At 44.6% G+C, this 22,809-nt stretch carries 24 protein-coding genes and 1 pseudogene; 11 read left to right on the top strand and 14 right to left on the bottom strand.

Annotated features, from left to right (window positions below; genetic code table 11):
* Positions 1-4: 4 nt before the first annotated feature.
* From cmr4 to cmr1, 4 genes are read right to left on the bottom strand one after another with little or no spacing between them, the layout of a single operon-like run.
* Positions 5-928, bottom strand: coding sequence for a type III-B CRISPR module RAMP protein Cmr4 (gene cmr4 / locus VNN20_06635; GenBank protein ID HWP91856.1), 924 nt, complete (start codon positions 926-928; stop codon positions 5-7).
* Positions 921-2,018 carry a type III-B CRISPR module-associated protein Cmr3 gene (cmr3, locus tag VNN20_06630; protein HWP91855.1) on the bottom strand — a complete coding sequence of 366 codons (1,098 nt, stop codon included), beginning with the start codon at positions 2,016-2,018 and terminating at the stop codon, positions 921-923. Before cmr3 ends, cmr4 begins: the two co-directional genes overlap by 8 nt.
* Positions 2,015-4,822, bottom strand: a complete 2,808-nt coding sequence (gene cas10 / locus VNN20_06625; GenBank protein ID HWP91854.1) for a type III-B CRISPR-associated protein Cas10/Cmr2 — start codon at positions 4,820-4,822, stop codon at positions 2,015-2,017. The genes cmr3 and cas10 overlap by 4 nt, the downstream gene beginning before the upstream one ends.
* Positions 4,822-5,955, bottom strand: a complete 1,134-nt coding sequence (gene cmr1, locus VNN20_06620; GenBank protein HWP91853.1) for a type III-B CRISPR module RAMP protein Cmr1 — start codon at positions 5,953-5,955, stop codon at positions 4,822-4,824. Before cmr1 ends, cas10 begins: the two co-directional genes overlap by 1 nt.
* A 333-nt stretch (positions 5,956-6,288) precedes the next feature.
* Here cmr1 and VNN20_06615 point away from each other — a divergent pair, with 333 nt between their 5' ends.
* The 6 genes from VNN20_06615 to VNN20_06590 all read left to right on the top strand — a co-directional run bounded on the left by VNN20_06615 (position 6,289) and on the right by VNN20_06590 (position 10,635).
* Positions 6,289-6,849: a hypothetical protein gene (locus VNN20_06615; protein ID HWP91852.1), complete on the top strand. Its 561-nt coding sequence runs from the start codon at positions 6,289-6,291 to the stop codon at positions 6,847-6,849.
* A gap of 246 nt (positions 6,850-7,095) precedes the next feature.
* Positions 7,096-7,842 (top strand): gamma-glutamyl-gamma-aminobutyrate hydrolase family protein, encoded by a 747-nt coding sequence (locus tag VNN20_06610; protein HWP91851.1) that lies wholly within the window; start codon positions 7,096-7,098, stop codon positions 7,840-7,842.
* A gap of 53 nt (positions 7,843-7,895) precedes the next feature.
* A complete protein-coding gene (locus VNN20_06605) occupies positions 7,896-8,174 on the top strand; it encodes a SelT/SelW/SelH family protein (protein ID HWP91850.1) in 279 nt (92 codons plus the stop codon).
* Between the two features lie 413 nt (positions 8,175-8,587).
* Positions 8,588-9,271, top strand: coding sequence for a leucyl/phenylalanyl-tRNA--protein transferase (gene aat, locus VNN20_06600; GenBank protein HWP91849.1), 684 nt, complete (start codon positions 8,588-8,590; stop codon positions 9,269-9,271).
* 35 nt (positions 9,272-9,306) lie between these two features.
* Positions 9,307-10,011: a monofunctional biosynthetic peptidoglycan transglycosylase gene (gene mtgA / locus VNN20_06595; protein HWP91848.1), complete on the top strand. Its 705-nt coding sequence runs from the start codon at positions 9,307-9,309 to the stop codon at positions 10,009-10,011.
* 312 nt (positions 10,012-10,323) lie between these two features.
* Positions 10,324-10,635: a DUF962 domain-containing protein gene (locus VNN20_06590; protein ID HWP91847.1), complete on the top strand. Its 312-nt coding sequence runs from the start codon at positions 10,324-10,326 to the stop codon at positions 10,633-10,635.
* Between the two features lie 752 nt (positions 10,636-11,387).
* Here the strand turns inward: VNN20_06590 and VNN20_06585 are convergent.
* A complete protein-coding gene (locus VNN20_06585; protein HWP91846.1) occupies positions 11,388-11,735 on the bottom strand; it encodes a hypothetical protein in 348 nt (115 codons plus the stop codon).
* 144 nt (positions 11,736-11,879) lie between these two features.
* On the opposite strand from VNN20_06585, the gene msrA reads away from it, so the two are divergent.
* Complete coding sequence (msrA, locus tag VNN20_06580; GenBank protein ID HWP91845.1) at positions 11,880-12,575, top strand: peptide-methionine (S)-S-oxide reductase MsrA; 696 nt, start codon at positions 11,880-11,882, stop codon at positions 12,573-12,575.
* On the top strand, positions 12,572-13,126 hold the full coding sequence (gene hpt, locus VNN20_06575; protein HWP91844.1) for a hypoxanthine phosphoribosyltransferase: 555 nt from the start codon (positions 12,572-12,574) through the stop codon (positions 13,124-13,126). Before msrA ends, hpt begins: the two co-directional genes overlap by 4 nt.
* A 1,258-nt stretch (positions 13,127-14,384) precedes the next feature.
* Here hpt and VNN20_06570 read toward each other — a convergent pair.
* The 3 genes from VNN20_06570 to VNN20_06560 all read right to left on the bottom strand — a co-directional run bounded on the left by VNN20_06570 (position 14,385) and on the right by VNN20_06560 (position 16,941).
* Positions 14,385-15,923 (bottom strand): SagB family peptide dehydrogenase, encoded by a 1,539-nt coding sequence (locus VNN20_06570; GenBank protein HWP91843.1) that lies wholly within the window; start codon positions 15,921-15,923, stop codon positions 14,385-14,387.
* A gap of 76 nt (positions 15,924-15,999) precedes the next feature.
* Positions 16,000-16,290 carry a hypothetical protein gene (locus VNN20_06565; GenBank protein ID HWP91842.1) on the bottom strand — a complete coding sequence of 97 codons (291 nt, stop codon included), beginning with the start codon at positions 16,288-16,290 and terminating at the stop codon, positions 16,000-16,002.
* 282 nt (positions 16,291-16,572) lie between these two features.
* Positions 16,573-16,941, bottom strand: coding sequence for a hypothetical protein (locus tag VNN20_06560; GenBank protein ID HWP91841.1), 369 nt, complete (start codon positions 16,939-16,941; stop codon positions 16,573-16,575).
* A gap of 108 nt (positions 16,942-17,049) precedes the next feature.
* Here VNN20_06560 and VNN20_06555 point away from each other — a divergent pair, with 108 nt between their 5' ends.
* Entirely contained in the window at positions 17,050-18,084 is a 1,035-nt protein-coding gene (locus VNN20_06555; protein ID HWP91840.1) for an NAD-dependent epimerase/dehydratase family protein, read from the top strand.
* A 93-nt stretch (positions 18,085-18,177) separates the two neighbouring features.
* Here VNN20_06555 and VNN20_06550 read toward each other — a convergent pair whose 3' ends face one another.
* Positions 18,178-18,894 carry an HAD family hydrolase gene (locus VNN20_06550; protein ID HWP91839.1) on the bottom strand — a complete coding sequence of 239 codons (717 nt, stop codon included), beginning with the start codon at positions 18,892-18,894 and terminating at the stop codon, positions 18,178-18,180.
* Between the two features lie 572 nt (positions 18,895-19,466).
* On the opposite strand from VNN20_06550, the pseudogene VNN20_06545 reads away from it, so the two are divergent.
* Positions 19,467-19,635, top strand: a pseudogene (locus VNN20_06545) (type II toxin-antitoxin system PemK/MazF family toxin).
* Positions 19,636-19,754: 119 nt separating this feature from the next.
* Here the strand turns inward: VNN20_06545 and VNN20_06540 are convergent.
* Positions 19,755-20,225, bottom strand: a complete 471-nt coding sequence (locus VNN20_06540; protein HWP91838.1) for a type II toxin-antitoxin system VapC family toxin — start codon at positions 20,223-20,225, stop codon at positions 19,755-19,757.
* Positions 20,226-20,229: 4 nt separating this feature from the next.
* Entirely contained in the window at positions 20,230-20,442 is a 213-nt protein-coding gene (locus VNN20_06535; protein ID HWP91837.1) for a hypothetical protein, read from the bottom strand.
* Between the two features lie 189 nt (positions 20,443-20,631).
* On the opposite strand from VNN20_06535, the gene VNN20_06530 reads away from it, so the two are divergent.
* Positions 20,632-20,877 carry a hypothetical protein gene (locus VNN20_06530; GenBank protein ID HWP91836.1) on the top strand — a complete coding sequence of 82 codons (246 nt, stop codon included), beginning with the start codon at positions 20,632-20,634 and terminating at the stop codon, positions 20,875-20,877.
* 55 nt (positions 20,878-20,932) lie between these two features.
* Here VNN20_06530 and VNN20_06525 read toward each other — a convergent pair whose 3' ends face one another.
* The 3 genes from VNN20_06525 to VNN20_06515 all read right to left on the bottom strand — a co-directional run bounded on the left by VNN20_06525 (position 20,933) and on the right by VNN20_06515 (position 22,579).
* Entirely contained in the window at positions 20,933-21,256 is a 324-nt protein-coding gene (locus VNN20_06525) for a hypothetical protein (GenBank protein ID HWP91835.1), read from the bottom strand.
* Positions 21,257-21,396: 140 nt separating this feature from the next.
* Positions 21,397-21,657 (bottom strand): hypothetical protein, encoded by a 261-nt coding sequence (locus VNN20_06520; GenBank protein ID HWP91834.1) that lies wholly within the window; start codon positions 21,655-21,657, stop codon positions 21,397-21,399.
* Complete coding sequence (locus VNN20_06515) at positions 21,596-22,579, bottom strand: ParM/StbA family protein (protein ID HWP91833.1); 984 nt, start codon at positions 22,577-22,579, stop codon at positions 21,596-21,598. Before VNN20_06515 ends, VNN20_06520 begins: the two co-directional genes overlap by 62 nt.
* Between the last annotated feature and the right edge of the window lie 230 nt (positions 22,580-22,809).

Here is a 22,809-nt window from a genome sequence, read left to right as displayed (position 1 = left end):
TGTCCTAACCTCCCAGAATCCGGAGTTTCACAATTCCTCTACCCACCGTTTCATCTCCGCCTAGTTGAAATCGATCTATCTGAAGGTCTGCTATGAATTTGAGTACATCATTTGCTGTTTGAAAGTCATTGGGTTTATTAGCTCCAAGCGGATCGGAAGCTAAAGCGAGGGAGTAGAGAAGAGTATCGCTCGGCAAATGTTCTTCGTACCAGAGAGCGCCAGGCGCAACCGTTTTTGTCTCAGTCTGAATTTTAGTTCTAGCTATTACTTCTGTAGAGAATTCCGTAAAATCACGAAATGCATTGTCAGGAAGTATGACAAGATTTTTGAGTATCTTTTCTTTCCAGGGCTTGTATTCATCACTTTGAGGTGTGGCATTCTCAGAAATCCACTTTGCGATACCGTCAGCTTCACTACGTTTCTCGGCGATAAAAGAAAACTCTTCAAGAACCACTTTGTTATCTACAATCACCTCAGACGTGTTTGTTACTAATGCTTCATTATCACTTACGCTCGGAACATTTAAATCTTTGTTGTCAACTTTGGCACTCACACCAGCGATTGTTAAGTCTCGAACAAATCTTTGAAGAACAGAAGGACAGGTTACCCATGCGAAAATGCCCTTCAGTGAACGGACAGGAAAAAGAAGAAGTCTTGCATCCGTGAAAGAAATTGCTCCGGCGTGTTCACTTCCGTCTTTTTCTGGACCAAAAACAAGTGTTATCTTAGTCTTTGCGTTAGCATCATTTTTATAATTTTGTTCAGCATAGTCTCTCAAACTTCCCTTCAACCCAGATGCCTGAACCATAGGCAAGTTCGTATGCCTCTCGCGTTGAATCGGCAAATCTACAACACTAAGTGACGACCCGCTTCCCGTGTGAAGCGGAGTTTCAGTGTAGAGAAATAAAACCTTAGCTCGTTTAAACATTGTTCCAACCTCCTACCAAAGTTATGCCAAAACCTTCTTTTTGCTTTTCATCTGAGATTGATTTGAACTGAAACGCTTTAAAAAGTTCATCAACGTTTCCTTCCAGCAGTTCAAAGAAGTAAACGCTCCCTGCAGGAACAGCCTTTTTCATCGGCTTCGGTCTGTTCTCGACAATATCGAATCCGCCGACAGAAACAGGCTTCCCCACACAGGCGGAGATGAGCTTAAATGTCAGCCCGTCTTTCTCGCCCGTGTGCATCCAATCGGCAATCCAGCCTTTCTCGAAAATAGCGTGGCTAAGCAAATAGAGTTTGAATTTGCGGGTTTCTCTAACTTTCTTCTTGATTGCATCATCCTCCCACTTTCTATCTTCAATCTTTCTATAGGATGCCGCTCTTGATTCTCCTCCAAGCCTGAAAAAACCATTGTCCGAAAGGGTTACATTGCCTTCTATATCGAGCGTAAACCCGAATTGGCTGTTTAGCCTGACAAATTCGGCAATGTAGAAAAAACCCTCTTCAGAGGTTTTCGTTGCTCCAGGCCTTTTAATCCCTACTCGTTCTTCCCTATGAAAAACTTCTCCAGGGTTGAGGATTGACCATTTATCTTGCCTACCTTCCAAGTAAATTTTCATTTGACTCTCACTGATAAACCCTTTCCCATCTTCAATGTGCTCGTCATAGTTTGTCTTTACCCATAATGGACTAATATCGGTTGATAAGTCGCTTTTAAACGTAGGTGAGATTGTGGGCTTTAGCCGAATGTACTTTTTATCTTGTCCTTTGATTTCCACTATGTCCTTTGGAATCGGGAAATATTCAAGATGGTTTTCATCTGCTATGAAGGGGCCGACAATCCTCAAATCATGTGTCAGGGAATCAATCTGATTCAGATATTGGGAATTATTTTTGATTTGTGATAGAGGTTGGAACTTGAAATTCTGCCGACTTAGAGTCTCCGTTCTCATGGCGCCGTAAAACGTGCTTGGAAACGGGGGAAAAATACTTGAAGCAATAATATCTTCCTCAGCAGAAAACGGCTTGCCGTCCCGAAAAAGCACTACATCCAAAGGCTCGATGAATATTCTCATGATTCACCCTCGCTTCCCTGTTTTGAAAGAAAGACGGCAAGACTCAGAATCTTTGAAACCTCTTCTAGCTTGCCAAGTTCTGTGCGAAGTCTCATTAATCCTTCTATTGTATATCGAAGATGCTGGTCAAATTCATGATCATCTTTGAATTGTTTCTTCTCACTGTGCCGTTTAATAAGCCTAAGTACTTCAGACCTTATGGCTTGGTCACTTAGCTTGTCTATCCACTTCAGCTTTTCCCTAAAGTCGTAGGCAAACTTAGTGGAAAGCGCTCCGTTTGTGAGTTGGTCTGAGAGTTCTTTAATAAACTCTATGGTGTCGAAGTCTCTATTGTCCCTGTCGTAATACCACTTGGCTTTTATAACCTCAGTCCCGCCGGAGCGTTTCATTAATGATATAGCAAAGGCATTTTTCTCACCCTTCTTTGCCTCCTTCTCCATTTCTCTAACTTTATTCATCACTTGATTTAGCGGCTGAAGGTAATGAGCTATCACAACGCCCATGCTGGCCGTGGCATTTTTTCCCATTGTGAGCAAGAGCTCGCCGTCATGTTCGATAAAGCCATTTCCCTTCTTGAAATCCGCATTACCATTTTCATCAATGAACCCGGAGTAAAAAGCTCTGAGGTCACGCATGACATTGAGCAAGTCGGGGAGTGAAACAAACGCCAGAACATCATCGCCGCCCGCATAAATAAGCTTGCCGAGGTACTTTTCTTCGACTACCCTCCGTACCAACTTAAGAGAGAAATTCCTTAGCGCACTGCTTATCGATGAATGCAGTGCAGGAGATAGGGGGCGTTTTAAATTCCAGTCCTTCTCTAACTTAATCTCAGGATGGACAATTTCAGTTATCTTCGGCGCAAGTTCACCACTTAGCCATTTGCCCATGTTATCACCGTCTATATAAAGAACGGCGTAATACTTGGAGGGCTTGGCAATCTTGAGCTTCTTAATCTCTTTCCTGAGCGCATCCGCCGCTTCTTGGGCATCTTTAAACTCGCTCCCATGTCGACTTTTATCGAAGGAATATTCCTTCTTGAGCCTATCCTCGTTAAGAGACTCCTCATACAGCCATTCCCCGTCAATCCTGATGAACTCCTGAAGCAATCTCCGAATATCGTCATTGGCTTCACTAACGGCTTTTTTAATTTTAGGAAGCGAGTCGATTCGGGAATCTGCCTCTATTTTCTCAAGGAATCCGCCGACTTTATCGTAGAACTTCTGAATCGCATCTCTCAACTTCTCCACATTTTCCACAATTGAAAATTGATATGCCGCTGTTGCCACCGTGCCGACTGAAGGAAAGCCCAAATTTCCATTGCTAAAAACCTTGCGGTCAAAATAGAATCTCATGGCGAACCGTTTTGTCGTACATACAGCGCACAGCCTTTCTTTTCCTTTGGAACGAACCTCGCGAAAACCTTTATCGGCGAATTGACTCCAGAATTCTTTTAAGTCCTTGTACCCGTCGTGCAAAGGCTCGCGCACTCCGCAGAGAGTGCATTTGTAGTTCGACTCTTCCGACTGTTTGAAATTCCGTACTGCCTTTCTACTACCTAAAGAGCGCTCGGTGAGCTCATAGAGGAGTTGATAGACCGTGCCAAGGGTAGGGGAATATTTTGACTTGCTCTTATCCTCGTACAAACTAAGCAACTTTCCCATCTCCCAACTTTCATCTGTCCCAATAAGAGATTTGTATTCAGCCACTACACCTTGATAATTCGGTTTCCAGTCGTAGGCTACCCAGTACGTTTCAATAAAGTCTCCAATCTGCCTCTCCCAGATTTTATCCCATACTTGATTCTTACATCCTAATTTTGTCTCCAACCCCTTTTTGACCGTCTCGGCAATTTCTTTCCAAGCCGAGATAACGCTCTCTTTTGTTCTTTGGGCAATCTCCGAAGGCTGATATTTGCCCTCTTTCATCTGAGGAAGAATAGCGAGAAACCTGTTTGGAAGTGTGGGGGTCGAAAGCCGGTTAATATTCGGCTGTTCGAGATATATTTTTGATGCAAGCCACTGGTCAACCAACGGTTGTTCGTAGAGATCGGGAAAAACTATGACATCTGGTCCAAATTCTTCCACTACTGCTTTCATTGCCCACCAAGAGAGGTAAGAAAGAATATAGCTTCCCATCCAGAGGTCTTGGGTTTTTCTAGCTGTGGCTATGAATTCCTGCACAGGACCGAGTGAGAAGAGTAGAAAAGACAGGTTGTAAATCGTCTCTTCCTTGTTTAATTCGGAGGCGGGGAGGGTTACGATTCCTCCGGCAAACGCCGCCGTTGCGTTTCTGTGATTCCAAATCGAATGGTCGGGAATGCGTGTGTCAGCGGGAAGAACACTCCAAAAGGGTCTGAGTTCATTGGGGCTATGATTTTTGATTAAATCTGGTAGCTTCCGCCAAAGGGTAAGGCAGATTTTTAGTGGATCTTCTCCACACTCGCCCTTAATCTCTTGTATCGCTTTATCAACTGCGGTCTTTGCATTCTCGACAACTGCTTTTGAGTCAGTTTTGCTTAGTTCATTGATTTTATCAAGCCCATCTCCAGAAAGGGGATGCTTAATTACGGGGCTGTCAAGAAACTTTTTCTCAAAAGAAGGCAAGTTGATTCTATCGGCAGACGAGGCGTTTGTATCTGCCCTCTTCACTTCTTCAATACCATCATCCTCGATAATCTCACGAAGCAATTCCTTTGCTCGTTCCTCGTGGCTCACGCCTTTTTCTTGCATCAGGATAATCGCCTTCTCAGGTGGGTCGTGTAGGAAAGCTTTGATTTTGAGTTTCCAAAAATCTTCACTCATTACAATTTAACCTCTTGTAAAGGAAGCAAGCTAACAAATTCATCTATCAAGCTGTAGTCAGGAAGAGGTAGTTTAACTCCTTGAATAAATAATCTTTCACTCGAAGATAAAAACTCATTCTTAAAAAAGGTAATTAAGATTGTAAATGAACCATTAGCAAGTCTAATAACTTTTATATAAAGAGGGGAAGCTCTTCTTTCGGACTCCGTTCCTTTCACTAGAGTTGTTCTGTTACCAAGCGATCTAAAAAAGAAAGGTAGCGGAAGACCAAAACTGGCTCTCTTTACAGTATTTTTAATTTCAGATTTACCTTGCAATATATCTTTCACTATAGTGTAATCTGGTTCTTTGTGATTCCTGAACTCTTGTAACTTACTTCCAATTTGATCCAATATCTCTTCCCAATTATTTGAGGTTTTATTTAAAACAAATATCTTACTCCAAGTGCTTGAAAGCATGGGAAAGGAAGGTGATGACTTAACCCCCATCCCCGATTTATTATAGAAAGTTTGATAGAGTGCTTTAATTTGAGCGATTCCGTTTTTCAAATAGATTACAAGATCAGAGGGTGTATTTGCATTCAGCTTAAATGAAGGAAGTCCCTCTATTGATAAATCATTCAAAATAGATAAGCAACCGAAACCCCTTCTAGAGCGACTTCCAAGACTACCAAAATTAATCAAAAGCCAAAGTGCACCAAAAGCTGCTTTAAACTTTGTAGAGTCAGCATCACCTTGGGGTTTGATTTCCAAAATGAACCGAGAACCACCTTTGATGTATTCTCTTTGTATTCTCTCACCACCTCGCCTAGCATCTAAAGAAAACCCCAAATAGAGCAACCCTGGCTTTCGAATTCGCCCAGTATAGCTGTCTTTACTAAAAACACCTTTAGAAATATTTAACCCTCTCAAAGAAAGATTAAAACAGGATGCTTTATCCGTGCTTCCAAACACGTTTGATTCAAGTTTCTTTAGGGCATCAACATTTCCTCCTACTATTCCCCCCATCATTGCCCTGAACCAGAATCTCATCGCTCCGCGAATCGAAGGTGGGCGAAGTTCAGCAGTTTTACCATCAGCTCCACCCAAAAATAGCGGAGTAACAACTTCTAATTCAAATGAAACCTTATTCATTTATCCATCTCCTATGAAATCCCCTATAACTACTGCCCTTTTCTTGGAATCCATACTCAATTCCCCCCATTTAATTCCCTTTTTATCAATTTTTACGCTCGATGTCAATTACTTTTTAAAAGGGGTAATGGACAAATCTTTATATTCAGAAATAACCCCAAAAACCCTTTACCGGTACCCTATTTTAGGAGTCTAAACACCCTTTTCCAAACCACAATAAAAGGCAAGGTTTCGGAAATATTGCTGGCCTATATGGCCATGGCAAAAATAAGCTAACAACCCACCTTTCTTCGGCATAAATGTTGATATAAAATAAAAAGCTATTTGAATGAGATGATTAAGACCAAATTCCTTCAACTGTTATATCTTAGCTTCATTTTTTGTCTGGTAATGGCGTTGTTTAATAGCCCGGTCAGTACCGCCGAGGTCAATATGTCCGAGGTAAGGGCGCTGGCAAAATTGCCGGTCAACGAGATTCTTAAAAACACTCCGGTAATCGAGCTTAACCAGTCCGATTACTGGAGCTCGATTCATAAAAGCACAAAACCGGTGATAGTGATGTTTTATTCCAATCAAGACCAGGACTCCCAAAACCTGGCCACCCTGGTGCGTTACATCGCCTCCGACTACAGCAACAAAATACTCTTCTGCAGTTTCAAGGTCGTGAATAAAGGGAAGCCGGGCCAAGAGGTCATGAAGGAGATGAATAAGGCATATAGCCTGGACAAAACGCCCGGTGTCCTGTTTTACGATAACGACAAGGGGAAAATGGTACTGGAGGAGGAGAATTACGAAGTGCCCACGCTCAAAGAATATAGAACCCCCGGTATGTTATTATGGAAGACATATTACTCCGAGGTCAGAAAGACTATAGACCAGAATATACTTGATTGATAAAAGCCAATATATTCCTTCATTCTTTACGGGGGAAGCCTGTCCTCAGTGCTTCGGCTTTGCTGAGCTTAAACTCCGTCGAAGGGGTTAGAAGGGGGAACTAATAAAAATTACCCCCCATCCTAACCTTCCCCCGCTGAAGGGGGGAAGGAATATATTTGTTAGAACTCAATAGCAAGCTGGGGAATTACCGATGAAAAACCATCTTGCAGCAATAAAATCTCATTATAAGCATATCCCGTAAGCATGAGTAAAATCCTGGTCTTTCAGCATGTTGCTTACGAAATACTGGGTACGCTTGACCCGCTTCTCAGAAGCTCCGGTTTCAGGATTAGGTACGTAAATTTCGGCCGCCACCCGGACATAGCCCCGAGCTTAGACGGCTACCACGGCCTGGTGGTCCTGGGCGGCTCCATGAATATCGACCAGTTAGACCAGTACAAGCACCTAGCCACGGAGATTGGCCTGATTCAGGAGGCAATCCAGAGGGACCTGCCGGTATTGGGTATTTGCCTGGGGGCCCAGTTGGTGGCGAAGGCTCTGGGTGCAGAGGTTAGAAGAAATCTAGAGAAAGAGATCGGCTGGTACGATGTCCGCATAACCGGCGAGGGCAGGGATGATCCCCTATTGGGACACTTTCAAGACACGGAGAAGATTTTCCAATGGCATGGATACACCTTCGATATACCGGAGGGGGCGGTGCGCCTGGCCACCTCGGAAACCTGTATTAACCAGGCCTTTCGCTATGGCCACAAGGTATACGGCTTTCAGTTTCACCTGGAGGTAGAGGAGTCGCTCATCGAGCGCTGGTTAAAAGTGCCCTTGCACAAAAAGGAAATCGAGGATTCGCAAGGGAAAATTGACCCCGAAAAGATAAGACGGGATACAGAACTGTACGTTGACCGCCTTAAGCTCCTGAGCGACAGGACCTTCGGCCGGTTCATCAAGCTTTTCCGGAGCAGGAAGAAACTGGAGAGCCTTCCTTCCAGGTAATCACCGCCGCGTATGATAGAATTATTCTCTAAGTTAGTTAGGTCTGGAAACAAATGAAGAGGAAACCGAGAGTAGAGATAACGTATTGTACCCAGTGCCGCTGGCTCATGCGTGCCGCTTGGATGGCACAGGAGCTTTTGACCACCTTCGAGTCGGAGCTTGGGGAGGTGGCCCTAGTTCCCGGAACCGGAGGAATTTTTGAAGTTAGCGTGGATGATGAAACAATCTGGTCCCGTAAAGAGAAGGGACGCTTTCCGGATATAAAAGAACTCAAACAGTTAGTCAGGGACCGTGTGGCCCCGGATAAGGAACTTGGCCATACCGACCGGTGAAATCTTGCCCAAAATTGAACTTGTCCAGAATGAGAGATTGATGGTCGGGGTTCGCCTGGTGGTAATCAAAGTAATCCAACGCCGGACAAAGAAGAAGTAACACCCATGATTCCTTCCCCCCTTGTGGGGGAAGGTTAGGAAGGGGGGTGAATGGAAATAAACTCCCCCACCTTAATCCTCCCCCGCAAGTGGGGAGGAGAGAGAGGCAGGAAAGACTATTTGAACGTAAAGGCTTAGGACGGCGCTTGCATAGCAAACATAAAAGAAGGGAACCCGATTTTAAAAAGACGTTCTTATCTGCCTAAAACCTTGCTTTGAGAGTATTAACAGTTGGTTTCTAATTTTCTTGGACACCAGCGAGTCAAACTCATAAAAAATTTGCATATAACTATAGATTAGCTCAGCTTTAAGATATGCCTGTTTTTTTACTGGATGATTCATTAGCCTTCCCCCATCCCCGGTTTGCCGAGCCAGACGGGCTATTGGCAGTGGGCGGAGACCTGAGACCGGAAAGGTTGATCCTGGCCTATGAAAACGCCATTTTCCCCTGGTATTCGGAGGGGAGTCCCATTCTCTGGTTTTCACCAAACCCCCGTTTTATCCTGATTCCAGACGAATTCCGGGTTTCGAGGAGTTTGAAAAAAATCATAAAATCAGATATCTACCAGGTAAGGTTTGACACCTGCTTCAACCGGGTGATAGAGGAGTGCGCAAGAATAAAACGAAAAGACCAACATGGAACCTGGATCACCGGCGATATGATAAGAGCCTACATAAGACTCCACGAAGAGGGATATGCCCACTCCGTCGAGGCATACCACGAAGGGCGCCTGGTCGGGGGTCTATACGGTATTTCCCTGGGCGGAGCTTTCTTCGGCGAGTCCATGTTTTACCTCATGAGTAACGCCTCCAAGGTCGCCCTTTATTTCCTGGTGGAGAAACTGAAGTCCTGGGGTTTTGATTTCATAGATTCACAGGTTCCAACCGAGCATATGAAGCGACTGGGCGCTAAAGCCATAGACCGGGAGTCCTATTGGACGATGCTCAAGTCGTCTTTAACCAAAAAAACAAAAAGGGGATGCTGGACCGGAATCTAACCGCATAAACAGGCAGAAACCGGACCTTTTAACTGATGAGAAGATTATTAAACCGTGTTTTCATCTCCATACTGAAATTGATACTCTATTTTCTCCTGATAACTTTGGCCTGGGTCCTGATTTACCGCTTCGTCAACCCGCCGGTCACCCCCCTTATGGTAATACGCTATTTCCAGAGCGAAACCCCGGACCGGTCTATCCATAAAACCTGGAAAGACTATAATGACATTTCCGAGAACCTGGCTTTGGCGGTGATAGCCGCCGAGGACCAGAAATTTTTCGAGCATAACGGTTTTGACATCGAATCCATCCTGGAAGCAGTCGAAGAAAAAAGAAATGGTAAAAGACCGAGAGGGGCAAGCACGATCAGCCAGCAGGTAGCCAAGAACGTCTTTTTATGGCCCTCCAGGACATGGCTGAGAAAGGGACTCGAATCTTATTTCACTTTTTTAGTGGAACTGCTATGGGACAAGAAGCGCATTCTCGAAGTCTATCTAAACGTTGCCGAGATGGGGAATGGAATTTACGGTGCGGAGGCGGCGGCGCAAGCCTATTTCAAAAAACCGGCCAAGAAGCTTAGCAAGAACGAGGCGGCCTTGATTGCAGCGGTCTTACCCAATCCAAGAAGGATGTCGCCGGCGAGGCCATCCGCCTATGTTTACGAAAGGCAGAGATGGATACTCAAGCAGATGAGCAATCTGGGGAGTGTGGAACTGCTCAGTGAGGGAGGGCAAACCTAGAACCGACCTGCATAAGATAATGGGGGAAGGGCAATAGATAAACTCATGCTACCCCCAATAATCAGGAATGAATGGAACACCGTTTCACCCACTACAATTAACCGGCTTTTCCTTGTGCTGTCATTTCAATCCCTTTCAACCCTACTTCGCCTGGACTAACCTTTCGCTTCCTCAAGCACACTTCGTGACGTTCGTGGTGAGCTCGTCGAGCCATGAACGCCCTTCGACCATGCTCCGGGCGAACGGATCAGATTGGTGGTTGAAATATTTAATGTTAGCGTTGTAAACTGATTATTCAGAGGAGGTGGATAAATGGAAGAGAAAAAAGAATTCAAAAGCTTCTCCGAGTTTTATCCTTTTTATTTATCGGAGCACAGCAACCCGGTCAACCGCCGTCTTCATTTCTTCGGTTGCCTACTGGTTATTCTTATCCTTCTCTACGCCATATTCACCAAAACCTGGCTCGCGCTGATCCTGCTCCCGATCGTCGGCTATGGGTTTGCCTGGATCGGCCATTACTTCGTGGAAAAGAACCGTCCGGCTACATTCACCTACCCGCTCTACAGCTTCATGGGGGACTGGGTTATGTTCAAAGACATAATCAGCGGCAAAGTTAAATTATAGATTTAGAGCAAGCCCGTCCAAAATAAGGGATTGATTGTAAGAGTTCCTCTGGTAGTAATCAAAGGGCACCGATAAAGGATAAAGAGGAAGCAAACCCCTCTTTAATTCCCCCCTTACTAAGGGGGGAAATGCAAGGGGGTTAGAAGGGCTATTTGAACGAATAGGATTAGTAGAGCGCTTGCACAGGAAACATCAAAGAGAGTAACCTGATTTTAAGAAGCCGTTTTATCCGTCGAAGAGCCTTGTTTTATAAGGATGAATCTGTTGGTTTTCAACTATCTCTGATAGTCAAACTTGTCCCAAATAAGAGATTGCTTCGCCGGGAGACAGGAAGAACAGCCGCCATTCCCTGGGTGTCATTGCAAGAGCAAGGAACAATGCTTTCAGGCCTGTCATTGCGAGGACCCTGAGCAAAGCGAAGGGGACGAAGCTGTCTGACAAAAGGTATCTCTCTCGTAATCTAAGATTTCTCCCCTTCGACGAGCTCAGGGTCGAAATGACAGAAGAAATAGTTGAAGCGACAGGGAGATTGTCGAAATACCTGGCCTGAGCAAAGCCGAAGGAACAGAACCCTCTTTGTATTTTCGATACCGCAAAACCGCTTTTGTCATTCCGAACGAATGTGAGGAATCTTAATAGATCCTTCGCTATTCCTGAGGACAGGCTTGACGAAGGGATAAATTCCACGGCCGAAACAACCCGACTTACATAGCTTATTTGAACGGATATGGTTTGGACATCCATACCGGCCTTTAAAGCAGGTTGTAAATTAGCACAAATATATAGCGTAGGTTGACCACGCTTCTCTGAAGCTCTAATTTTTTGTCGAGCCCGCCCACACCCGGCTCGAAGAGCATGTTGTAATGCTCGGCCACACGGGCGAAGTCCTGGAAAGTAATCTTAATCGGGTCATGAACCATGAGCGGTCTTACATTTCTGACCGCGCTTTGGACGATAATGTTTTCGCCATCCGAAGTTGCCAGAAACCAGCGCTCGGAATCCGGAAGCGGCAATTCGATTCCCTCCCCTACCTTTGACTTGAGTTCCTCCCACTCCTTTTCCTTCGTATCGCTGAACTCGATCATCCTATCCCTTAACATCTGTGATTACCTCCTGGGCATCCTGGACAAGGTCCTGAAATATAACATATAGTATTTGGGTTTGAAGTGATAGTCTCTTATACTAATAAAAGCCTAGCGGCTTTATCCAAAAAACAATGATTCCTCGTAAGGAGTAAAAAAATAATGGGATTGATAAAGTCCGGCAAAAGCTTGATTCCGCCAATCGACGCATCCGCACCCGGTAAGACCGAGACGGCCACATTGGCAATGGGTTGTTTCTGGGACCCCGACGCCTTGTTCGGAAGCACCAAGGGAGTGGTGCGCACCCGGGTCGGATATTCCGGCGGCACCTTAAAAAACCCCACTTACCACAACCTGGGTGATCATATCGAGACCATCCAGGTCGATTATGACCCAGGCCAAATATCCTACGAGAAATTATTATGGATTTTCTGGGGCGGCCATGCCCCTCAGGATAGAGCATGGAAAAGGCAATACATGTCCGCAGTGTTCTTCCATGACCAGGAACAGGAAAAGCTGGCCAAGGAAATTAAAGAAAGGGTTCAAGCAAAATTAAAAACCCGGTTATTCACCGAGATCATTCCCTTCTCCGAGTTCTACATGGCCGAGGATTATCATCAGAAGTATCATCTCCAAGGCCATCCCGAGCTTATGAAGGAATTCAGGCGATTCTATCCGGATATGAAAGACATCATCGCTTCAACCGCCGCCGCCCGCGTGAACGGCTATTTAGGCGGTTATGGCACGCTCGAAAGCCTGGATAACGAGATAGAAAGCTACGGCCTCTCGCCCGAAGGAATTAAAAAGCTGAAGTCGATCGCCCGGGGTTCAAAGCGGTGTAACCCGATATGGTTATGAGGAATCAGGCTAAAGTGAAGGAACATATAGCCAAAACCCTAATCACCGAAGACCAAATAAAGAAACGGGTTAATGAACTAGGAAGAGAAATATCCCGAGATTATCAGGGAAAGGAGCCTGTACTGGTTACCGTACTCCGAGGGGCAGTGGTTTTTCTCTGTGACTTGATGCGGGAGATTTCTTTACCGGTCAGCCTCGACTTTCTATCCGTCTCTAGCTACTCGGGAAAAACCCAAACCGGGGTGGTAAAGATTCTGAAGGATTTGGACACGAACATCGAAGACAGGCATGTCCTATTGGTGGAGGATATTGTTGATACAGGTTTAACAATCGATTATATACTTAGAACTTTAAATGAGAGAAAACCTACGGATATCCGTGTGTGTGCCCTTCTCGACAAGAGGTCGTGCCGAATCGTGGATGTCCCTATCGATTACTTAGGATTCGAAATCCCCGACCATTTCGTAGTGGGATATGGCATGGATTATGAACAAAAGTATAGAAACCTCCCCTTTATCGGGGTGCTCGGCAACAAGGTTACGGATGAATAACCGGGGTTCAATGGAGAGATTCCCAGGCCTAAACTCCTTGCCAGTGGGATTTGATTTATTATTGAGTTTGTAAGGAGCCCATACCTTTACTGGGGAAATCAAAAGGGTCAAAGAATGAATTTTTGAGGAGTTCATTCTTCGACTGGGCTCAGAATGAACGGTTTTTTATTTTTAATGCTTTTACAGCGGATAAATACCCGCTCATTCCTTCCCCGATTCGATCGGGGATCGACTCAGGACAGGCGCTCTGGGCGGGGTCGAAGGCTGTATTAAATCATGCTGTGTTCGCCCTTCGATGGGACTCAGGACGAACGGGTTTTTATTTTTCATCTCCAGCAGAAGTCAATCCACTCATGTTGAGGAATTTCGTCATTCCTATAAAGTGGGAATCTGCCAATCTGTCATTCCCGCGCAAGCGGGAATCCAGTATTTAATTCTAGATCCCCGATAAAGCTTGTCCCCGCACATATTTAGCGGGGAACATTCGGGAATGACATGCGGAGAGGATCCCGGTTAAACCGGGTGATCAAGGCTCAGGACAAACGTCTTTTATTAATCATATCAGCGGATGAAAATCCGCTCATGCTGAAGCCCTGAGCATCGTCGAAGGGTCGAAGCATGAATTTAAAACGTAAGGAGTTCATTCTTCGACTCGCCTGTAGTGAGCTTATCGAAGCATGGTTTAAAGCAAGAGGTATTCGTCCCTCGACCCTCCCTCTCCCTCAGGGTCAAGTGGCATTATCGTTAGTATTATCCTCTTATTCATGGTGAGCTGGGTCGAACCATCATGGTGAGCCTTTCGGCTACGCTCAAGATAGACTAGGCCGAAGGACCCAGGGTGAAGTGGCTTCGACAAGTCTGTCCTGAATAAGTCGAAGGGCCCACCACACCGGGCGAAGAGGATTTTTTATTTCTCGGTAATTTTTTTTCAGCGGATGCAAGTTCGCTCATACTGAGCAAGTATGAAATTAAAACTCAAGGAGTTCGTCCTTCGATAGTTCGACAGGCTCTCTACCCAGGACGACGGTCTTCTTATCTCTCATTAGATTCTTCGCTTCGCTCCAGAATGACACCCTGTGTCAGATTGCTTCGCCGGGATCCGGGGCAGCGATCAGGAGGGAATTCAGGGAACTACAACGCTCAGAATGAGATTGCTTCGCTGAGTTTACATGAAACGAATGTGCCCGCAACGACAGCTATGAATCTATAGCAAGTCACAGAAAATTCTCAAGTTGAAATACCATAAAACTTGACCAGCTTATCTTGGTTTTTTCTTCACCGACTTACCCAGCGCCACTAAAAACATGCAACTCTTTCCTTTCGCATGGGGTGAGAAAAATCTGGTTACGTCGTCATCGTAAAAGGTGAGCCCGCTTGCGCCGAGCCCCTGGGCATAAGCACCCAGGTAGAGCCTTCCTCCGATAATCCCGGCCTCGAGCTGTACCGCTCTATATCCACGGTTTCCAAATTTCTCCAACACCTTGTTTAAATCAGCCAGGAAAAAAACGTCCACGCTGGCGTCGGCCGGTATGCGCTGGCCTAGACCGAGGTGGCCGGCCTCTTTTCGGAAATCACCCTCCTTTAATAACTCGATGGCATCGGGATTGCGGTGGTAAAAATAGGCCCCCTTCGGTATTCCCTCGACCTCGTTGACAATGAGGTAAATATCATTAAGCATCGACCGGTAAGGGGATAGAAAATCGGCTTGAACACCACGGGTGGCACGGTATATGACGTTTGATAATTCACGGAATGTAATGGGCACTCGGGCAAACTGACGGGTGGAACCCCGCTTTAGGATCGTTCTCTCCAGAGAATCTGAGATTAGATTCACGTCTTTATCTCCGGTGGTTTCAAGCTGGAAAAGCCTGCCCCGGAGTTCGGGCATTTTGGATTCTATGGTCACACTTCTCCACTCCCTTACCTCATCATTATCTTCAAGCGAGGAAGCTAGATGCATTGCCCTGATAGCCGGATAGTCTATCTCTTTCCTAGATAGCGGCATCGTCTCATATTTGATCTCCTCAACTTCTTCATGCCAGCTCTCCACCGGTGTTTTCGTATGCCCGAGCGGTACCAGGCTTACCGCCGCCTCGCGGTCGGTGTCAAGGCCGAGGAGGTGATTTACGACCGAATCCTTAAACCCGAGTACAATCCTTGCCGGAATCCGGTGTGCTGAGGACACGGCCAGGAGGTTAGCCAGGATTGTACCGTTGTCCCAGAATGTATGCCTGTAGGCACGGGATTGATACTTCCAGGAATTTCTCCAGAAGGTGCTGGCAGAGATAATAGTAACTGGCGCCCGGGCAACGGAGGCCTCCCCGGCAGTTGCATCAACAAGAACTCCACGGAAATCCCCATGGCGAAGCATTCTCAAGGAGAAGTCATGCGGGCCGAAATGATAAACACCGGCGTTAAGCCCGTCTATGTCTCCAGTCACCAGGTATAAATCAATATGGTATAAAGCCCCGGTGCAGGCAGCGGCTCGAAAGTCGATTTCTCCTCCCGGGTATTTCACCCTCTTTGTTATCCCCGCCGAGAAAAAAAGGAGACGTCCAAGGGTTTTTAGGTCCGGTATACACTCGGCTTCGGCATAAGCAATAGATTCAGATATGGCCGTGAGCGCAGGGATACCCATCGACGACAGGTCCTTAGGAATCTCGATTGGGTCAAGGGTAGTATAGATTTTGAACGGAATCGGTTGATTAGCCCAATCCAAATAATGGGGCGGCATACCGGGGTGCTTGGTGCTGTTGTGAAACTCCCAGGCTTCCTCTAAATTACGGTTTTTCATCATACTGAGCCAGAGATAAGGCGATGGCCTAAATCCCACACAACCGGCCAATTGTTTAACAGGATTAAGCTCATGAACTTTAATCTCGAAGGTTGTACATTTCTATCAAGTCGACGAGTACGTTCTCGTGTAGTTTCTTATCTTTGTTGCACTCCTCCTTGAATTTCTCTAGTAGCTTCTTATCGTTCTCTAGGTTTATCTCTACGGGTAGGGATACCTCTTTCGCTTTCTCTTTTCCTTTTATCTTTCCTCTTTCTTCCCGACTTGAGTTTATATATTTACCCATCAGACTGCATATAACCTCTTTAGCCCTGTCCTCTACTTTTTCGATAAACCGGCTATGCGACTCTTTTGGCAGCCATATTATCATCGCTCACCTCATCTTAATCTCTATCAGCCTTTATCTTACCCGTTAAAGCAAAGGGAAAACATAGCCAGAATCGGAGTTCCGGCATTCTATAATCTGTTTGCCCGGTTTGCCGGTTAAAGCAACACAAAAAATAAGTAGATGTCCGCAAATAGTTTAGCTTACGGAAAGAAACACAGAATTGGTATCCATATTATATATCTGACCGAAGCCCACTATGAACCTCAAGAGAATATGTGAAATTAGCTTTTAGACAAATATCCATTTATATAGAGAGATCAAATCTCAGAAATCCACCTTGTAAACGGCCATATAAGCGGCGATAGCGCCCAAAGCGGGTATTACAAACCATAATACCGGCATTAAGCCCGGTACTCTTTTAATAAGTACGACTATTACTGCGAGTATTAACCAAATCAATAGCTTAACCCACACCCAAAGAGGCCAACCTCCTGCACCGAAAAAGCCCAGACGGGCTAGCAGTCCAAACCCGGCAACCAGGATAATGAGAACGGATATGCCATGGGTTATCGCTGCCAGTTTCCTGCCCCTGGCCGATTGATTAGTCGACAACATCAAATACCCACCCAAGGAAAGCAATAAGAGCATAACTCCAATTACGTGTATAACCTTATATGCTTCGTAAGGGATCATTTTCTACCCTCCAGAGAAATCGTTTAATATCTTCAGGAATACCCGGCTCGAAATGTGTATAATAATTTTTTGGATAAACATTATAACTGAAGAAGCGAGATGGAAAGAATGAAAATAGCATTAACCGGAGGAACCGGTTTTATAGGCGGAAAACTAGCCGCGAGCCTAACGGCAAGAGGTTACCAAGTTAGATGCCTGGTGAGAAAGACAAGCAACGTCGAGAAGCTAAACAAATTGGGAGTCGAACTCTCCTACGGCGACCTCTCCGACCCGGGCTCCTTCGATGAGTTGACAAAGGGTACGGATACAGTCTACCACCTGGCGGCGATGGTATCGGACTGGGGAGAAAAAGAGGAATTTTACAGGTTGAACGTAGAGGCGACCGAAGGTCTCCTGAGCGCTTCAAAAAAGGCAGGGGTAAAAAGATTTGTGTATATGAGCACCTGTAGCGTGCTCTGGAAATCCGATTTTTGGAGCGTGCACAACCTGGTAGATATAGACGAAAGCTACCCCTATCCCAGCAGCTACAACGACTACTACAACCAATCTAAAGCAGAGGCGGAAAAGCTGGTCATCAAATTCTACCAAGACACCGGACTGGAAACAGTCGTCATCAGGCCCTCCGGCGTATGGGGGGCCGGAGATACCGTCATCCTGCCAAGATTGGTGAAGGTAGCCAAAAAGGGGATTTTACTGCCGATTGGAAAGGGCAATGGCTTTGTCTCGCCCTGTCATGTAGAAAACTTAGTCAAAGCTCTAATTCTTGCCGGTGAAGATAAAAACGCCGCCGGCAACATCTATTTTATAAACGACGGCAGGAAAATAGAGCATCTAAACTTCTTGTCAAAACTACTAAAAGCCACCGGTATAGACTGGTCCCCTAAGATTTCTATCCCTTATAAACCGGCTTATGCATTGGCCTCGTTATTCGAGCTTTCAGCCCTTATTACCAAATCTAAAAAGCCCCCGGTCTTGACCAGGTTCGCCGTCGCCGCCATCGCCGGAAGCAGGACCTATAGTATCGACAAAGCCAGAAGGGAACTGGGCTACGAACCGGCCAAAGGGCTTGAGGAAGGTCTTGATGAAATCAGGGAATGGGTTAGAAATATAGGCGGACCAGAAGCCCTTATTGAACTAAGCTAGCCTCGATGCTACAACTCTTCTTGGGATGAGCAATACTTTCCACTTATAAACCGTATTTAAACGCTTCTCACTCCAATGGCCCTATGTTAGTAACTACTTCTGGTTTTCTAAACCCAGTAGACCGGTGATCTCTTCTATATTGCTCACACTTGCTACTTCGGCTTTATTGAGGTTCTCTACCTCCCTGTTGTTAAGCCATATCACATCAAGCCCGGCGTTTATTCCCCCCATAACGTCAGAGCCGTATAAGTCCCCAACGTGTATCACCTCGTTTGGAGATAAGCCCAGTTTATCCAGGACAAAACGAAATATACGTGAATCCGGTTTGGCCATGGCCAATTTTGTGGAATCGGCTATGAATTGAAAATATTCCCTAATCCCCAGCTCCTCGCATTTCTCCTCGGTCTTGCCATCGTTATTCGATATCACCGCCAGGATGAATCCCTTTTCACGCAAGAAATCAAGCAGCCCTACCGACCCCGGGGCTAGGACTCTTCCGTATTTTATGTCTTTGAGGCGTTGTCTCACTCTCGTCCGAATTTCATATGGATCGCCTTCCAGAGATAGATATCTGCAAAGAATCGGGAAAAACCACTCGACGTATTCTCTGGGCGTGACTTTTCCCAGGGTTTTGTATTTTTTGTAAACCTCGTAATCCGTTTTCAAGTATGCGACCTCGAACTCCCTGTCTGAGAGAGAATATCCGACCGACCTTATAGCGGTGGCAATTCGGTTGAAATAGGATGGCGTTGTCGAGGCCAGTGTATCGCCGAAGTCGAAGAATATCGCCCTCTTTGAATTTACGGTCATTTCTGTACTTCCTCGGTCATTTAAGAATTAAGCAATCTCGAACTCGTGCCGATGCCGTCGATGCGGGGAAAATATTATCCTTAATCTGATGGTAAATCCTACCTGAAAATTGGACCGGGCAAGAATATGGCGGAAGCTGACAGCAAATCCGGCGGTCTTACAGAAACCAATTTGCCCGAATGAACTTCGATTTCTTCTTAAATGCAAAATTAACAATAAGATTGGAGCCGACGAAGGGACTTGAACCCTTGACCTGCGCATTACGAGAGCCAAATTTTGCTTTTGTCTCTATTTGTATCAGTTTGCAACCCCTTGAATTTAAAGGGTTTTTTGAAGATTCATTTAGTATGCATTTAGATTTAATTGTATGAAAAGTATATAGAACCGTAGCAAAAACCGTAGCAATTTTTGGGGGCTGTGCCCTTAAATTGTTTTTGTGACTTAGGTTTTTTCTCTCCTCGTAAGGAGGGTGCAGGTTAGACACTACAAATGAGCTTCGAGAAATTGAGGAAGAGTTTATGGTCACAGAAACTGACGGACTAGAAACAATCTAATGGCTATTAAGCGAGAGGATATTTGTCAATCTGAATCCGGTTAAGGGATGAGAGCAAGCAGGCATGAGATCTGTCCTAGTCCTCTCTATTGATGCGATCAAGAATCTACCTTTGGTTGTCACGGTCGTTGTAGGTAAAAGAGGGGAAAAATATTACGTGTAATTATCCCACCAATGTTAGAATGACCGTCTTAGTCCCTATATAAATTTATACATTTCGTATTACCGATCTAGGTGAAAGGTATTTTGAGGATTCACTAAAATAAATCTGTTAAGTTGTGGGTTTCTAGCCCCTCATCAGTTTTCCCTAACTACCAACATACCGGACAGGAAGACCTATCCAATTAGCAGCTTCCTTTTGTCTGCTATCTGAAGTGACAAAGCTGAAATTAAAACTGTCTTTATCTAATTTTTCTGAAATAATTTGGAGTTCTTCTAAAAATATCGATGCCATTCCACAGTGTAGAGCATCATAAGCCCTAATGCCCTTTCCTTTCTCAATCCCCATAAGAGCAAGAGTAGAAGCACGATCGATTGCATAGTCACTCATTTCAAGAATATTATAGAAACCGTTTTCCCAATCGGACTTAAAGTTTTTGAGAGCCTCTCTCCAATCCTTTTCCCCTTCTAACGCTTTTCGAGATATTGCCGAATGAAATTCTAAATAAGCGATTCTGGAGATAAAAATCAAATCAGCCTCTCGAACGAGTTCTCTAACCTCTTGGGTGCCGGTTTCAAGAATATAGATTTTAAGAAGGGCGCTCGTATCTAAATACAAAGCTCTAGAAGGGCGTCTCATTCCTCATCTCTTCAAGAATGCGTGAAGGAGCTTTACCCTTTAGACTAACTGCTTTCAGTGGTTTCTTCCTTACTTTTTTTAAGCTACTGTGTATAGCCAAAAGCCCTTTTTCCTTAAGGGATATTTCAAGGATATTAAGCGCACTTGGAGTTAACTTTTTTAAGGCTTGAGCCTTATTAACAGATTTACGGGGCATGTTTCTATCTCCTATAACGTACTTTTATATTACGTATATCATATAGTAAAATCAAGTAGCAATAAGGATTTTAAATTTAACCTTCTATCCGGGAAGGAGAACCTATAGCAAAGTGTTCTGCCTTTTAGCTTTAAAATTCTTATCCAATCGTATAAGGTTTGAATAAGGAAAAGGAGGTAATTTAAGTACATGGGAAGAGCAGAAAAGAATTTAGAGAAAAAGGTTCTCGATGCTTTTCGAAAATTATCGCCTGAGAAGAAACAAGAAGTACTTGACCTTATCGAGTTTATTGAATCTAAAGATCGAGTAACAAAATGGATTGAGTTTGATGAATGGGCTGTCAACCTAGCTAAAGAGAAGGGCTTTAATCACCTAACTGAGGAGGACGTGGCACAGATTGTAGAGGCGCACAGGAGCGCCAATAAGCGAGGGTAGTTTGTGGTCAAATAATTCATAGTCTTCCAACCTTTTTCGAACGTTATGGAGTAAACTAAACTGCGTCCCTTGCACGTAATGCCCTATTTAAGAAGTTTATCTGTTTCTTTAGTTGGGATATTGCCTTGCGATATTTGACTCTTTTCTCTTTAATTTCTTGCCATTTTTTAACATCTTTACCAGGTATGTCGGCTGCTCGCCCTTTATAAACTGCCATAAATTTGCCATCTTTCCTATCCACTTGATAAAAATACTCCTTACCTTTTATTTTCCTCTTTATCAGACTCCCTCTGGGGAGCTTACGGAGTTCACTTTCATAGCGTTTTTTCATTTGCAAAGAATTCCGTAATTCTTCTCTCAATATGTCCTTTAAGACCATAGTATCAACCCCTAAGTTACTATACAAGTATGAAAATAATAGATGTTGTATAGTAACTGATATTATAACACCAAGTAGCAAATTTTTTAATCAACTTGGTGTTTGTGAGCACTCCTTGAAACAAACTACAGGATGTAGTATCAATCATCCGCAAAATCCCCGGCCAATTCTTTAAAGTCTTCTGGGAATAGTTCCTTCTCTTTTCTATTAAACTCTTTTTGTGGTGCCTTTAAACTGACCGTAGAACCGTTTTTTATATCTATTTCCCATCTCTCTAGTTTTTCTATCCCCTCCTCGGTCTTTGCAAAGTAAATTATAGCTTCGTCAATAAAAGCACTTCTAAACCGCTGCTTCAGGCTTTTTATAATCTTCTCCGACTCTTTGCTGATCTGTATTTTCATTCTTCCCTCGCTTTGCCCTTAAGAATTTATAGAATCCTCTGGCATTGGCAAACTCCGGCTCTTCTACAATTTCTACCAGGTTTCTTAGCCTTTTGGGAATGGAATCTCTTACATAATATGCTCCCCCTCCACCAACGATTATTCTATCCACGTTCCTGAACTCCTCTCGACACCTTTGCTCCAGGATGGAAAAAAGCCTTTCTGAGTAGGAAGAGCTTAGCTTTGCTATTATTCTCTCTAAGCTCCTTTCTTTTCCATAGACTGTAATTGATTTGTTCTCAAGAAGACTCTTAGCTATATGTGAAGTAAGTCCTACTCCAACTCTCTGTTGAATCTGGTCTGCAAGGTGATTAACCACCCTTATTATCCCCTCTCCCTCCAGCATCCAGCTTCCTTCTTTCGAAACTTGTCCATTCTTTATAAAGATCACATCTACTGTGTTAAATCCTAAATCCAGAATCATGTAATTCCTGTGAGTTTTCTCGCGATTATTTGAGCTCCAATCAAACCAAATCCCTACCGCTTGTGGAAACACAGAACAATTAAGAATCTCTACCCGTTCTCCGTTTACCTCGAACGACCTGACCTTTCTCATAAGCTTGTCTTTTGCCGAGTAGTATCCTATTGCTAGCCCAAGAGCTATTGTGTCCGTCTTTGTTCCCGCATACTCAAATGCCTTGTAAAGAAAGAGAGGGGCAAACTCGATGAGAAACTCGGGTGCCCGGCTTGAAAATATCTCGGAGTATCCCAGAGCTTCTTTTCCCACAATGTAGCTCTTGCCTCGGAAGTAATAGAATCTGTTCTCTTCATTCCAGCCCCTAAGTACTCCGTTATCTCCATAGGCAAGGACTGTGGGGAATTTAAATTTTATTTCTTCCCCTACTACTTTTACATCTCCAAACCCGATTTCTATTGCCAACATTTTGTCTTTTTACGCTCCTTTTAGTTTAAATTTCTAATTTTTTGCACCGGTTATATTCTACGGGGTCACTTTCGGACCTCTTTTGGGTCTCATCCCAGTCTCAATCGGGTCCCCTTTGGGTCTCGACTCGATCTCGCTCGGGCCTAATTCAAACCCTGTTCATGTCCCATGCAGGTCTCCTTATGGTCACGACTGGGATATTTCTTGGACGATTTGCACCCCTTCCACAT

It is taken from the genome of Thermodesulfobacteriota bacterium, assembly GCA_035559815.1.
Taxonomy (GTDB): domain Bacteria; phylum Desulfobacterota_D; class UBA1144; order Nemesobacterales; family CSP1-2; genus DATMAT01.
Note: the sequence above shows the minus strand (reverse complement) of the source record. Positions and strands in the feature narration are given on the sequence as shown.

Bases quoted from the DNA above. Each gene is read 5' to 3' on its own strand.
- VNN20_06565 (HWP91842.1), bottom strand. From the start codon at position 16,290: ATGATAATATGGCTGCCAAAAGAGTCGCATAGCCGGTTTATCGAAAAA.
- hpt (HWP91844.1), top strand. From the start codon at position 12,572: ATGAGGAATCAGGCTAAAGTGAAGGAACATATAGCCAAAACCCTAATC.
- cmr3 (HWP91855.1), bottom strand. From the start codon at position 2,018: ATGAGAATATTCATCGAGCCTTTGGATGTAGTGCTTTTTCGGGACGGC.
- VNN20_06605 (HWP91850.1), top strand. From the start codon at position 7,896: ATGAAGAGGAAACCGAGAGTAGAGATAACGTATTGTACCCAGTGCCGC.
- VNN20_06590 (HWP91847.1), top strand. From the start codon at position 10,324: ATGGAAGAGAAAAAAGAATTCAAAAGCTTCTCCGAGTTTTATCCTTTT.
- cmr4 (HWP91856.1), bottom strand. From the start codon at position 928: ATGTTTAAACGAGCTAAGGTTTTATTTCTCTACACTGAAACTCCGCTT.
- VNN20_06525 (HWP91835.1), bottom strand. From the start codon at position 21,256: ATGGTCTTAAAGGACATATTGAGAGAAGAATTACGGAATTCTTTGCAA.
- VNN20_06555 (HWP91840.1), top strand. From the start codon at position 17,050: ATGAAAATAGCATTAACCGGAGGAACCGGTTTTATAGGCGGAAAACTA.
- VNN20_06610 (HWP91851.1), top strand. From the start codon at position 7,096: ATGAGTAAAATCCTGGTCTTTCAGCATGTTGCTTACGAAATACTGGGT.
- cas10 (HWP91854.1), bottom strand. From the start codon at position 4,822: ATGAGTGAAGATTTTTGGAAACTCAAAATCAAAGCTTTCCTACACGAC.
- mtgA (HWP91848.1), top strand. From the start codon at position 9,307: ATGAGAAGATTATTAAACCGTGTTTTCATCTCCATACTGAAATTGATA.
- VNN20_06585 (HWP91846.1), bottom strand. From the start codon at position 11,735: ATGTTAAGGGATAGGATGATCGAGTTCAGCGATACGAAGGAAAAGGAG.
- VNN20_06520 (HWP91834.1), bottom strand. From the start codon at position 21,657: ATGAAAATACAGATCAGCAAAGAGTCGGAGAAGATTATAAAAAGCCTG.
- VNN20_06570 (HWP91843.1), bottom strand. From the start codon at position 15,923: ATGATGAAAAACCGTAATTTAGAGGAAGCCTGGGAGTTTCACAACAGC.
- aat (HWP91849.1), top strand. From the start codon at position 8,588: ATGCCTGTTTTTTTACTGGATGATTCATTAGCCTTCCCCCATCCCCGG.
- VNN20_06535 (HWP91837.1), bottom strand. From the start codon at position 20,442: ATGCCCCGTAAATCTGTTAATAAGGCTCAAGCCTTAAAAAAGTTAACT.
- VNN20_06515 (HWP91833.1), bottom strand. From the start codon at position 22,579: ATGTTGGCAATAGAAATCGGGTTTGGAGATGTAAAAGTAGTAGGGGAA.
- cmr1 (HWP91853.1), bottom strand. From the start codon at position 5,955: ATGAATAAGGTTTCATTTGAATTAGAAGTTGTTACTCCGCTATTTTTG.
- VNN20_06560 (HWP91841.1), bottom strand. From the start codon at position 16,941: ATGATCCCTTACGAAGCATATAAGGTTATACACGTAATTGGAGTTATG.
- msrA (HWP91845.1), top strand. From the start codon at position 11,880: ATGGGATTGATAAAGTCCGGCAAAAGCTTGATTCCGCCAATCGACGCA.
- VNN20_06530 (HWP91836.1), top strand. From the start codon at position 20,632: ATGGGAAGAGCAGAAAAGAATTTAGAGAAAAAGGTTCTCGATGCTTTT.
- VNN20_06550 (HWP91839.1), bottom strand. From the start codon at position 18,894: ATGACCGTAAATTCAAAGAGGGCGATATTCTTCGACTTCGGCGATACA.
- VNN20_06615 (HWP91852.1), top strand. From the start codon at position 6,289: ATGATTAAGACCAAATTCCTTCAACTGTTATATCTTAGCTTCATTTTT.